General features: G+C 51.6%; 10 protein-coding genes. 8 read left to right on the plus strand and 2 right to left on the minus strand.

Translation table 11 applies throughout. The features are described 5' to 3' along the window. Nucleotides 1-576: 576 nt before the first annotated feature. The 4 genes from L2731_RS07800 to L2731_RS07815 all read left to right on the plus strand — a co-directional run bounded on the left by L2731_RS07800 (nt 577) and on the right by L2731_RS07815 (nt 4,262). Nucleotides 577-927: a hypothetical protein gene (locus L2731_RS07800; protein ID WP_249252568.1), complete on the plus strand. Its 351-nt coding sequence runs from the start codon at nt 577-579 to the stop codon at nt 925-927. 60 nt (nt 928-987) lie between these two features. Continuing rightward, nucleotides 988-1,497 carry an SF0329 family protein gene (locus tag L2731_RS07805; RefSeq protein WP_144202601.1) on the plus strand — a complete coding sequence of 170 codons (510 nt, stop codon included), beginning with the start codon at nt 988-990 and terminating at the stop codon, nt 1,495-1,497. A 114-nt stretch (nt 1,498-1,611) separates the two neighbouring features. Continuing rightward, a complete protein-coding gene (locus L2731_RS07810; RefSeq protein ID WP_249252570.1) occupies nt 1,612-2,370 on the plus strand; it encodes a hypothetical protein in 759 nt (252 codons plus the stop codon). A 428-nt stretch (nt 2,371-2,798) separates the two neighbouring features. Then, nucleotides 2,799-4,262 (plus strand): serine hydrolase domain-containing protein, encoded by a 1,464-nt coding sequence (locus tag L2731_RS07815; protein ID WP_249252571.1) that lies wholly within the window; start codon nt 2,799-2,801, stop codon nt 4,260-4,262. A gap of 146 nt (nt 4,263-4,408) precedes the next feature. On the opposite strand, the gene rraA is transcribed toward L2731_RS07815, so the two are convergent. Continuing rightward, nucleotides 4,409-4,894, minus strand: coding sequence for a ribonuclease E activity regulator RraA (gene rraA / locus L2731_RS07820; RefSeq protein WP_249252574.1), 486 nt, complete (start codon nt 4,892-4,894; stop codon nt 4,409-4,411). A gap of 336 nt (nt 4,895-5,230) precedes the next feature. On the opposite strand from rraA, the gene L2731_RS07825 reads away from it, so the two are divergent. The 4 genes from L2731_RS07825 (at nt 5,231) to L2731_RS07840 (ending at nt 10,469) form a co-directional block, all read left to right on the plus strand. Next, complete coding sequence (locus tag L2731_RS07825; RefSeq protein WP_033539479.1) at nt 5,231-5,485, plus strand: YgjV family protein; 255 nt, start codon at nt 5,231-5,233, stop codon at nt 5,483-5,485. Between the two features lie 97 nt (nt 5,486-5,582). Continuing rightward, nucleotides 5,583-6,113, plus strand: a complete 531-nt coding sequence (locus L2731_RS07830) for a phosphatase PAP2 family protein (RefSeq protein ID WP_249252576.1) — start codon at nt 5,583-5,585, stop codon at nt 6,111-6,113. A 25-nt stretch (nt 6,114-6,138) separates the two neighbouring features. Continuing rightward, nucleotides 6,139-7,191: an MJ1255/VC2487 family glycosyltransferase gene (locus L2731_RS07835; RefSeq protein ID WP_249252578.1), complete on the plus strand. Its 1,053-nt coding sequence runs from the start codon at nt 6,139-6,141 to the stop codon at nt 7,189-7,191. 98 nt (nt 7,192-7,289) lie between these two features. Further along, the gene (locus L2731_RS07840) at nt 7,290-10,469 is read left to right on the plus strand and encodes an HD domain-containing phosphohydrolase (protein ID WP_249252579.1); all 3,180 of its coding nucleotides are present in this window, start codon (nt 7,290-7,292) and stop codon (nt 10,467-10,469) included. Between the two features lie 82 nt (nt 10,470-10,551). Here L2731_RS07840 and accC read toward each other — a convergent pair whose 3' ends face one another. Continuing rightward, nucleotides 10,552-11,904: an acetyl-CoA carboxylase biotin carboxylase subunit gene (gene accC, locus L2731_RS07845; protein WP_249252706.1), complete on the minus strand. Its 1,353-nt coding sequence runs from the start codon at nt 11,902-11,904 to the stop codon at nt 10,552-10,554. Nucleotides 11,905-11,935: the final 31 nt, after the last annotated feature.

The following is an 11,935-nucleotide window of genomic DNA, read 5'->3' on the forward strand; positions in this document are numbered from 1 at the left end:
GATACTCACCGCCTCTGCTTACTCCTAGGTTTATCCTTCATCGGTTGGGCTTTATTGGATGTGCCAGCTTTTTTTGTCAACTGTAGCGTTTAGCCGAATGTTTGTTGGGAGGGGGTTTGAAGGTCGCACCTTCATTGTTACTTAGCGCCTGCCCGGCGGGTGCAGTACATGGAAGTACCAATGTCGTGATCACATGGATGTGAAAGAGCGACCTTAAGTGCAGATACCCTTGTGAGACGCTGCAAGTACGCTACCTGTAGGTTCGACGATGGCATCTGACCTACATGGATGTAGGGAATGCCAAAAAAGTGTAGGGAATATTTTTTGGCCCTGACATCGACGTCCGCAGATGCATCTACACCGGGGCATTTCATCTCTTCGATTAGGCGGCATAGTAGACAAGCATTCAGTCGTATTTAAATTATGTGAGTTTTGGGTGATTTAAAGTCCGTATTCATCGGCGTTTTTCAGTATGGTGTATTGAATGGAAAGCTGATAAGTTCTTTGGAATACAGCTGGTTAGTTAAGAGTGTTTTTACTGGTCAGATGGGGTAAACGGGCAGGTGCACTAATAAAATGTTAAGTAGCGATATGAATGAGTGCGAGTACAAGAAAATAACTAAACAGGAAATCGTCTTCCGAAGGGGCGTTCTAGAAGAGACTATCTGTGTCATGCGATCTACTCACCCAAAGATCGCTGATAAGCTCCAGGGAATAATCAATTACGGCCCTATTGATAAACCTGAGAAACATTGCGGTGGCCCCGAAACTGATTTCTTTCGGGTGAAACTGGAGCAGTTTGAAAAAGAACTAATTGTTGACACTTTCGGTGACTTGGAGGCCTCAAGTATCTCCTTATTAGGCGAAACAACACCAAAGGCATCACATTATGCAGCCATGCTGGACATCTGGAATGCCAATACTTAACAAGGCAGAGCATGCGACACGTGTGTGTTCGCAGAGTTATGTGCTTAAAGGGGGTTATCAGTGAAATGGAGTAAGTTGAAATCGCTGGTAGAAGACAAGTTTTCTCAATCCCTTAGCGGGAGAGTTGCTATTTTCAGCACAAGATATGGTAATTGTACTTGTGGTCACGCTTGGCTAACCCTTGATAAGGAAATTATCGCTAATTTCTGTACAAGAGCATTCTGGAATCGTGCCGCTGGTAATTACTATCTTAAGGATGGACGGTGGGTTACGGACTCACCAATTCCAGAGCATGTCTCTGCGAACCAGAAAAAGTCTTACGGAGAAATGGAATACGGTGAACTATCAAGGCAAGATGCTTATGAGGCCTGCTGGAGTTTCGTGCACGATCTTACTATTGATGAGTCAATATCTTCTGAAGACCCTTTAATTCAGTCCCTTGCAATGCTTGATAAACGCTTGGGAAAACGCAGATTAAAATCTATAGATCAAGCTAAGTTGCACCCTTTAGCAAAAAGGCTATTAACCGTGCGTCTAGAATCCGAAGGTGTTCGAGTGGTAAGCACATAACAATTTACTCAATAGGACGAAAAAAGCTTGGCTTGCGCTCCTGCTTAGTTAATTGGGGCTAAGGACTTATTACGCCGATTGAGAATGTTCTAGATTAGGAAAAATTGGAATACCATGGACAAGGCATTAAACATAGTGAACGTTGTTATACCTAACGCTTATCGTCGTGAGACGAGATTTTTTTGGTTTTTCTCACTTTTCATCACTTTCTTACTATTCGGTGGCTTCGCGTCTAATTGGATTTCCAACCCTGACGTCCTAGGTCGAATTTCTCTAGTGACCGGGTTACATGGTGCATTCAGTGTGGCATGGTATTTATTACTATTAAATCAGATACAATTATCTGGTGCAGGTCGTTATTCCGCTCACAAAAACTTAGGAAAACTCAGTCTTCTTCTAGTAATTGCAATATTGATTACTGGCCCAATGATGGCGCTTGAATTCTATCAACGCCTAACAGATTTTGGCATATTTAATCCTGAAGATGCTCAAGCTAGAATTCGAGCGGGAGGCTTTTTAGGTGGAACTTTGCTCCAATGGCTAATTTTCTTAGCTCTCTATATTTTGGGTATTCTAAATATTAGTAATCCGGCCCACCATAAACGATTTATGGTTGCCGCAGCTATCCAACTGATGCCAGAGGGTCTTAATCGATTTACCCATTTATTGGCATTACCGGGTTATTCAATGTTTGTGTTGATGTTTTTAATCTACGTGACCCTTATGGCATATGACTGGAAGATTAAAAGTCGTATTTACATTAGTACACTACTATCATTTGGGTTATTTTTGGTTCTCGCCGTAGCAATGAATACTGTTTTTAAAACACAGGCTTGGGGAGATTGGGCGGTAGGAATGGTTAACAGCCTGTAAAACCTGGCGGATAAGAATTGCCTTAAATTGTTCGAAAACTTTGCGGGCGTTATCTGTAAGGACTTACCCAAAAAAAGTAGACACCTTCTATAGTCAGAAAGAGGTGTCTCATGACGACAAAGAAAAGAACCAAGGCCTATACCCAAGAGTTTCGCGGCGAAGCAGTATGTCGAGCGAAATTTCCAAGCTTAAATCTCTCAGCCGATTTCGGCGTCAGCTTGATCTATGTCTAACGGCAAGGGTGACAGTGCAATACCTAAGTAATTGTCATTAGGGTAAATATCGGTAGACTATGCGCACTATCACTCGAAGCTAATTTAGATAACACACTTCGGGTGTCATACCCTGCACCTTATACTTTTGCTACTTATCAAGCGCTATAAAGGGTGTTTTATCTCAACGATTACAATTAAGGAAATCCTGTTCTGATGTTTAGGAAAAACATTCGTCTACGTTTACATGTTGTCTCATTAAGCACACTATTACTGATCGGTGGACTTTCACAGGTAAAAGCCGATGAAATAGACGATTTTCTGCTGGAGAAAATGCGCACAGCCAATATTCCCGGATTACAGCTGGCAGTCGTCAAAGACAATAAGCTGATAAAAAAAGCCAGCTATGGTCTGTCAAACTTGCAAGATCAAGTCACGGTAAAAAACCATACCCCTTTTCCCATTTATTCGATGACGAAAGCCTTTACCGGCGTTGCTATTATGCAACTTGCCGCAGAGAACAAGTTATCGGTCAACGATCCGCTTTCAAAGCATTTAGATGATTTGCCTAAAGCGTGGCAACCACTAACTATCCGCCAGGTGCTAAGCCATACCTCTGGTCTACCCAAAATATTAAATGGTCATTGGGTTGATTTAATTGCCAATGGTCAACCCGAACCTGCGTGGCAGGAAGTACTTACCTTACCCATGCGTTCTGAAACCAATACCCGTTTCGAATACAACCAAACAGGTTACATCTTGCTCGGTAAAATTATTGATAAGTTATCGGGCCAGCCGTTTGCCAACTATATTCAGCAAAATCAGCTGGCTAAACTAGATATGCCTATCACCTTGGCGGCAGGTTTTGCCCATACTGAATCCATAGTTCCCAATCAGGCTCGTCCCTATTTTGCCGGCAATCAGGGAAAGTTTCAGACGGTACAAATTACTTATGATCCCTTCTTTAGAACCGCGGCGGGTATGAGCGCAACTGCGACCGAGCTTGCTAATTACGCGATAGCGCTGCAACAGCAAAAACTGCTCGATAAGGAACACCTTAAAGAGCTGTGGACACCTACTCGTTTAAATGATGGTAAAACCGCAGGCTTTAGTAATTTAGAAAATGGCTATGCCCTTGGCTGGCAAACGATTGGACGAGAACAGCATCCGGCAGTGAGTGCCAGTGGTGGCGATGCCACTTCAATGGTGATTTATCCAGAAGATAACTTAACCATCATTGTATTAACCAATAAGTTAGGTAGCTTACCGATATTCTTCATCGATGAAATTGCTGGTTTTTATTACCCTGAGATGAAAGCTGAAAATGGTTGGGGATTGTCAAAAGACTTATTCACACTTTTCCAAGAAATGAAAACACAGGGCTTTAACCAAGCCATTGCTTTAGCGGATAAAATGAAAGCAAGTGCACAGTTTGATGTGCAAGAAGTTAACCTTTTGGGCTATCGCTATGTGGCTAAAAATGAACTAGCAAAGGCATTAGAGATATTTAAGCTCAATGTTCATCTGTTTCCCGACAATGCCAATGCCTATGATAGCCTAGCTGAAACCTATGCAGCGCTTGGCAATAAACCTGAAGCGATAGCTCATTACGAAAAAGTACTCGAGTTTTTGCCGAACAATCAACATGCCCTTAAGCAGCTAGCCCGGTTGAAACAATAACTAGCAGAAGTGACTGTAGAGACAAGGGGCCATCGATAGGCCACAAAAAAGGACGACTTATGGTCGTCCTTTTTGCTTCCTGACTATGGCTAAATGCCTAGCCTAAACAGCCTAGCCAAAATCATCATGCCATTTCGGGCTTCAGCTTAATCGATATCTAGAGGCTCGGGTGACAGGATGATTCCTGTGTTGTCGGCGTAGATATGGTCGGCTGGTAGGAAGGTGACGCCGCCGAAGTTAACTGGGATCTCCAGTTCGCCCACGCCGTGGCCGTCTGCGCCGACGGGAATGGAGGCTAGCGCCTGGATACCTATGTCCAGATCTTCCAGTGCGTCGACGTCGCGCACCGAACCATAAACGATAATGCCTTCCCAGTTATTTGCCACGGCGATCTCGGCGATGTTGGCGTCGATCAATGCACGACGCAGGGATCCGCCGCCGTCGACCAGCAACACCTTGCCTTCGCCATCTTGTTGCAGTACTTCAGCGATTAATCCATTGTCTTCGAAGCATTTAATGGTGCTAATTGAACCGCCGAAAGAGCTACAACCACCGTAATTACTGAACATGGGTTCAACAACATCGACCACATCAATGTAAGTGTCACAAAGTTCTGAGGTGTTGTATTCCATAAGTCATACTCCTGTAGAGAGGCATTTTACTGGGATAAATCAGCAATATATTGTTACCAGCCAGTATATAAGGGATTCTTAAAAAGAAAAGCGTTATAACTCACGCTATTGGTGATAATAGCGCCGTTTGGCTAAGTTGTTGTAATCTTTCTTTCATTGCTTTCTTATTGTGCAAAAAACATGACCAAGGTCATTAAATAACGTATTTTAATTACAAGCTGGGGCTAAATTTGTTAGCATGTAGGTAGTCAACGATTAACTTAACTTTAACTTGCTTTAGGGGCACGGATCCCCCAGTTAGCTTATGGACGGCAGAGGGCCTTAAGAAGGTGCCTTATGGAAGCTTCAAACACAATTGAACTAATCGGCTATTCCGCCTCGGTGATGGTGGCTATCTCTTTGATGATGAAAGATATAGTTTGGCTAAGATGTCTTAACTTTACCGGCTGTACACTGTTTGTGATCTACGGGATCTATATCTCGGCCTGGCCTGTGGCCGGCATGAACGCCTTTGTCGCCTGTATCAATATCTATCACTTAGTGAAGTTATTCCGCGCTAAGTCTCAGGTGGGCAATACCGCCGAGGCATAAGGGTTATCCCTGTCATAAATATTTAGGCTAGATGTCACCTAGGCGTCATAGCGAGTTTTTAGGCTCCTGATCATACCTTAATGATCCGGAGCCTTTTATGTTTCAGACCTTAGCTAAGCTAGATCGTCAGGCCTTTGCCGCGATCAACGCCTATGGCGTGGCTTATCGTCTAAACCCTAAGGCCAGGCTTATCTCGGCCACGGGCGATGGGCCTTACTATCTCTATCTGTGTGTGCTCCTACTGCTGCTCGATGAGCGGGGGGAGACACTGTTCAACCTGGCGCTCGCCGCCTTCATCATAGAGCTGCCCCTCTATCTGGCGCTCAAGAACAGTATTCGGCGTACGCGTCCCTGTCATCAGCCTCTGCCCGGCGGCGATAGCCTGATGCTCACCTTCGAGCCATCGGATAAATTCAGCCTGCCTTCGGGCCACACGGCGGCAGCCTTTGTGATGGCCAGTGCCATCGCTTGGTGTTATCCGGCTTTTGCCTGGCTGGTCTTCGGCTGGGCGACGATCATAGGTGTTTCGCGTATCATCTTGGGCGTGCATTACCCGCTGGACATTCTGGCGGGGGCCCTTCTGGGCGTGGCGAGTTGCTACCTGGCTTTACCACTCGTCGGGCAATAAATCACTAGCAGGAGTCAGCACAAACATGCGTATTCTTTACGGCGTGCAAGGCACAGGGAATGGCCATCTCAGTCGTGCCAGAGTCATGGCGACGGCCCTTAAAAATCAGCAGGTCGATGTCGATTTCTTCTTCTCGGGACGCGACAGTCAGCGCTACTTCGACATGCAGTGTTTCGGCGAGTATCGCACCCAGGCCGGGTTAACCTTTGCGACTCAGAATGGCTGTGTCAGCATCGCCAAGACGGCGCTGCAGAACTCCCTGAGCGCCCTGGTCAAAGATGTGCGCAGCTTAGATCTCAGCGGCTATGACCTGGTGCTTAACGACTTCGAACCCGTCTCTGCCTGGGCGGCACGGCTTCAGGGGGTGCCCTCTATCGGGGTGAGCCATCAGGCGGCGCTGCAATACGATGTGCCTAAGGTGGGCAACGGTTGGTTTAACCAGATGTTGCTCAACTACTTTGCGCCGGTCGATCGGGCGCTGGGCTGCCACTGGCATCATTTTGGCTTCCCGCTGCTGCCGCCTTTCGTGGAGGTGAGCGAGCTGGTGAGCTATAACTCCCACGACATTTTGGTCTATCTGCCGTTCGAGTCGCCCGAGGATATCAACGCATTGCTCAGGGACTTTGACGAGTATCGCTTTCATGTGTTTCATGGATCGGCAGCGCCCCAGGGCTGCGCCGAGCATGTTATCTGGTCTGGCTTTAATCGTGACGGCTTCAAGGCCAAGCTGGCCCAGTGTGGTGGGGTGATCGCCAGCGCCGGCTTCGAGCTGGCCAGTGAGGCGTTGACCCTGGGTAAGAAGCTGCTGGTGAAGCCGCTTCATGGCCAGTTCGAACAGCTCTCCAACGTGGCGGCGCTTGAGCTGCTCGGCGCCGCCGAGAGCATGAAGTGGCTCGACCCCGCCGCGGTTAAGCGCTGGTTGCGGGCGCCTAAGCCCGAACCTATCGCCTATCCTCAGGTGGGGGATGCCCTGGTCACCTGGCTAAAGCAGGGTAACTGGCATGAGGGAGAACGCCTGTGTCAGGAGCTGTGGCAGCAGGTGGAGTTACCCGAGTCCTGGCGCAATAAAAGTCCTTAATGTCTGCATTTTTAGGATGTTAACCCAACAATAAGGTGGAGCATACGGATCTCTTACTATACTCTGTGAGTAGGACATTCATGGGATAAGGATACCGCATGCTGGGCCTCCACTTGGCGAAACCCAAACGCCTCACCATACGTTTTACCGTGGTGGGCATCTTCATTATTGCGACTCTGTTTACGGCCTCGGTGGCGATCGGCCTGCAATACTATTTTGGTCAGCGCTTGGCCACGGAGGCCAGTCTCCAGCTCTACAATCAGAGCGCCGACAGCACGGGCAGCTACCTGAACCAACTCGATAATCAGGCGATTAACACCACTAAGTTGGTGGCTAACTTCGAGGGGCTCTATACCCCCATGGGACTGAGCGAAGAGGCCAAGCAGGTGTTCAGCCAGGCGATGCGCTCAGCCAGGTTTATCTACGCCATCTATCTCGGCAGTCCAGACGGGGACCTGTTCGAGTTGGTAAACCTCGATGCCCACCCCATAGTGAGACGCCAGCTCAAGGCCTCACTGGAAGATCGCTGGGTGATCATCAGTATTCAGGGTAAGGGCGAGGGGCGTATTCGCGCCTTTCATTACTTAGATGCCGACTTCAATCAGCGCGCGAGCCGGATGGAGCCGACAGATTACGACGCCAGCATCCGCCCCTGGTTTATCGACGCCCGCCCGGACAGGGTGTTTAAGACAGAGCCCTATCTGTTTCAGAACCTACAGGCCCCTGGCATCACCTATTCGATCCGTTTGCCAGGCAGCGAGGCCGTGCTGGCGGTAGATGTTGCCCTGTCGAGCCTGGATGACTATCTGGCACAATTGGGTAGGGGGGATGCCAAAGCGGGGCGTGAGGTCTATGTCTACCGAGAGAGTGGCGCCCTGGTGGCCTCTAATCACCAGCAGGTCAATCAGGCGGAGCTTCCCGCGCCTGTGCCGCTAGCCCTGACCCCTGAGGAGCAGGCCTTGGTCGCCAATATGCCACCGCTCATCGCCTCCAACGAGACAGACTGGCCGCCGATCGATTTTGCCGTCGCCGGGCGCCCCATGGGCTACAGCATAGACGTGCTTAATCTGGTGGCCGAGATGACGGGGCTAACCATCAACTACAACAATGGCTTCACCTGGCCCGAATTTGTCGACAAGTTCAAGGCGCGGGAGATCAACCTGCTGCACTCTGTGCTGAGCAGCGAGGCCAATCAATCGCTTGGGGTCTTTAGTCAGCCGTTTCTGAGCATGCCCTTCGCCGCCGTGACAGGGCCGGGCCAGGCGCCGATTAAGCATGTGGCTCAGCTGGCGGGCAGGCGGGTGGCCATTCCCAAGGGCTGGTCGATCATCCCTATCATACGCCAGTATTTTCCCGAGATAGAGGTGGTCGAGGTGTCGTCGACCCGAGGAATACTGCAGGCGGTGAAAGAGGGGCGGGTGTTTGCGGCCATCGATAACAGCATAGTGCTGCACTATACGGCGCGGCAATATTTTATCAATGACCTACAGTTTCACGAGGATCTGGATTACGCCCCCATCGACATTCGGGCGGGGTTGAGCATAGTGATGCATCCGGAAAACGCCGACCTTGTCGCGCTGATCGACAAGGCCATTGCCCATATCAGCCCAGCACAGGTGCAGGCGCTACGCAACAAGTGGTTTGCCGAGGGCCAGCAGGTGGCCCCTGCGAACGTGCAGGGTACAGTGCCCTACAAGGCGTTGATCGATATCGCCGCCGATCCCGGTCGGCAGAAACAGCTAGTCGCCATCTCGCTCAACGGCGAGCCCTGCTTTGTCTATGTCTCTCCCCTTGGTAGTAGCGCCGCCGAACAGGAGTTTTTTGCCATCTTGGTGCCCCAAGAGATGTTGCTGGCTTCTAGCCTGGATAAGGTGAAGCAGTCGATAGCCATCACTGGGCTCTGCCTGCTGCTGGCGCTGCCATTTTCCTGGGTGTTTGCCTCCCCCATCATCTCGCCGATCAAGCAGCTGGCGCTGGAGAACCTCAAGGTGAAGTTTCGCCGTTATGACGAGGTGACTAAGGTAGACTCCTATATCAAGGAGATCGACGAGCTGGCGGTTTCCCTGGTGGATATGGCCGAGTCGATTCGCCAGCACGAGCAAGACCACAAGGCGCTGATGGACGCCTTCATCAAGTTGATCGCCCAGGCGATCGATGACAAGTCCCCCTATACCGCAGGGCACTGTAACCGGGTGCCCGAGTTGGGGCTCATGCTGGCCGAGTACGCAGCCAAATCGGATCTGCCTGCCTTTGAGGCGTTTCGCTTCCATAACGCCGACGAACACAGGGAGTTTCGTATCGCGGCCTGGCTCCATGACTGCGGCAAGATCACCACGCCAGAGCATATCGTGGACAAAGGCAGCAAGCTGGAGCTGATCTATAACCGCATTCACGAGGTGCGCATGCGCTTCGAGGTGTTGTGGCGCGACGCCGAGATTCACTACCTCAAGCAGTGCTTGGAGCGCCCCGAGTTAGCTGCCGTGCATAAAGAGGAGCTGAACCAACGCCGCGAGCAACTGAGGGAAGACTTTGCCTTCATCGCTGGGGCCAACGTGGGCGGCGAGTTCATGGATCAAGCCGATATCGATAGGCTAAAGGCGCTGTCGCAAATCACCTGGCAGCGTCACTTTGACGATCGTCTCGGCCTCTCGCCGGTGGAGGAGCTCAACTATCCCGAGTCTACCAAGGAGATCAGCCTGCCGGTGACAGAGCAGCTGCTGGCCGACAAGCCAGAGCATGTGGTTCCTCGCCATCGCCCCGAGGTGTTCGACCCTAAGTTTGGCATCAAGATGACTGTGCCCGAGGCGCTCTATAATCAGGGGGAGATCTATAACCTGAGTATCTCCCGCGGTACCCTGACCGACGAGGACAGGTTCAAGATCAATCAGCACATTACCAGCACCATCAAGATGCTGGAGAACCTGCCCTTCCCGCCAGAGTTGGCCCGTGTGCCCCGTTATGCCTCTACCCATCACGAGACGCTGAAGGGGACCGGCTACCCGAGAAAGCTTACCGGCGATGAGCTGTCGATCCCCGAGCGCATCCTGGTGCTGGCCGATATCTTCGAGGCGCTCACCGCCGCCGACAGACCCTACAAGAAGGCCAAGCCGCTGAGCGTCGCCATCGATATCCTGCATAAGATGGTTCTGGACCAGCATGTGGATGGTGAGGTGTTTAAGCTGTTTCTCTCCAGCGGCATCTATCTTGAGTACGCCGAGCGTTACCTGGCGCCGGAGCAGATAGACGTGGTGGATATCGACAAGTATCTGGCGGCTTAGGTTGTTGGCATTAGCGTCGGCATTGAAGCCTGGGCACTCATCTTCCAAGCACTTAGCTTCCAAGCACTTAGCTTCCAGGCATTTATCGTCTAGGCAAGAAGGTCTCTTCCAGATAATGAATCGAGGTCTCTCCCAGCTGCACCTTTGGATCGGCCAGCAGCGCCCTGAGCAGGGGCACATTGGTCTTAATGCCTGTGATAGTCAATTCATCCAGGGCGGTGCACATGCGGGCGATCGCCTGAGCTCTGTCGTCACCCCAGGTGATCAGCTTGGCGATCATGGCATCATATTGGGGCGGCACACTGGCGCCGGGGGACAGGTGAGACTCCCAGCGCACCCCCAGGCCGCCGGGCACCACGAGCCTGTCTATTCTCCCGGGGGAGGGGGCGAAGCTGGCGGGGTCTTCGGCGTTGATGCGACACTCGATGGCGTGGCCCTGAGGCTGAATTAATGACTCCTTCAATGCGAGGAACTCGCCTTGGGCAACTCGCAGCTGTTGCACTACCAGGTCGACCCCGGTGACCATCTCTGTGATGGTGTGTTCCACCTGAATGCGGGTATTCATCTCCATGAAGTAGAACTCGCCATCCTGATAGAGAAACTCCAGGGTACCGGCGCCGCGATAGCCGATGGCCTGACAGGCCTTGATGCAGCTCTCACTTATCTGCTGGCGCTGCTCGGGCGTTAACCCAGGCGCCGGAGCGGATTCGATCACCTTTTGCTGGGCTCTTTGCAGCGAGCAGTCACGCTCGCCGAGTGAGATGCAATGGCCCTGATGGTCGCAGAGCACCTGCACCTCGATATGACGTGGCCGGGTGAGGTATTTCTCCAGATAGACGCCGCCGTTGCCGAAGGCGGCCTCGGCCTCCTGGCGGGTGAGTGCGATGGCCCCAAGCAGCTGAGCCTCATCCTCGACGACCCGCATTCCCTTACCGCCGCCCCCGGCTGTGGCCTTGATGATCAGCGGGTATCCGATTTGGGCCGCGATCTTTAGGCTCTGGGCCTCATCATCGCCCAGTAGGCCGTCTGAGCCAGGCACGGTCGGCACGTCCGCGGCCTTCATGGCGGCGATGGCGCTCACCTTGTCGCCCATTAGGCGTATGGTGTCGGCCTTAGGGCCGATGAAGTGAAAGCCGCTGTCGGTGACTTGCTGGGCGAAGTCGGCGTTTTCGGCCAGGAAGCCGTAACCCGGATGGATAGCATCGACCCTGGCGAGATCGGCGGCGCCGAGGATGGCGGCGATGTTGAGATAGCTCTCTTTGGCGGGGGCGGGGCCGATGCAGATCTGCTGGTCGGCGAGCCTCAGGTGGCCGCTATCCTTGTCGGCAGTGGAGTAGACGGCGACCGTCTTGATGCCCAGCTGGCGACAGGCGCGTATGATGCGCAGGGCTATTTCGCCGCGATTGGCGACCAGGACCTTGTCGAATCGACGCATCAAAGCTGTCACCATGGCCTCCTGGAATCTG

The organism is Shewanella aquimarina, assembly GCF_023349185.1.
Taxonomy (GTDB): domain Bacteria; phylum Pseudomonadota; class Gammaproteobacteria; order Enterobacterales; family Shewanellaceae; genus Shewanella; species Shewanella aquimarina.

Coding starts and splice junctions, on each gene's coding strand:
- rraA (WP_249252574.1), bottom strand. CDS start 4,894: ATGGAATACAACACCTCAGAACTTTGTGACACTTACATTGATGTGGTC.
- L2731_RS07825 (WP_033539479.1), top strand. CDS start 5,231: ATGGAAGCTTCAAACACAATTGAACTAATCGGCTATTCCGCCTCGGTG.
- L2731_RS07815 (WP_249252571.1), top strand. CDS start 2,799: ATGTTTAGGAAAAACATTCGTCTACGTTTACATGTTGTCTCATTAAGC.
- L2731_RS07810 (WP_249252570.1), top strand. CDS start 1,612: ATGGACAAGGCATTAAACATAGTGAACGTTGTTATACCTAACGCTTAT.
- L2731_RS07830 (WP_249252576.1), top strand. CDS start 5,583: ATGTTTCAGACCTTAGCTAAGCTAGATCGTCAGGCCTTTGCCGCGATC.
- accC (WP_249252706.1), bottom strand. CDS start 11,904: ATGCGTCGATTCGACAAGGTCCTGGTCGCCAATCGCGGCGAAATAGCC.
- L2731_RS07840 (WP_249252579.1), top strand. CDS start 7,290: ATGCTGGGCCTCCACTTGGCGAAACCCAAACGCCTCACCATACGTTTT.
- L2731_RS07835 (WP_249252578.1), top strand. CDS start 6,139: ATGCGTATTCTTTACGGCGTGCAAGGCACAGGGAATGGCCATCTCAGT.
- L2731_RS07800 (WP_249252568.1), top strand. CDS start 577: ATGTTAAGTAGCGATATGAATGAGTGCGAGTACAAGAAAATAACTAAA.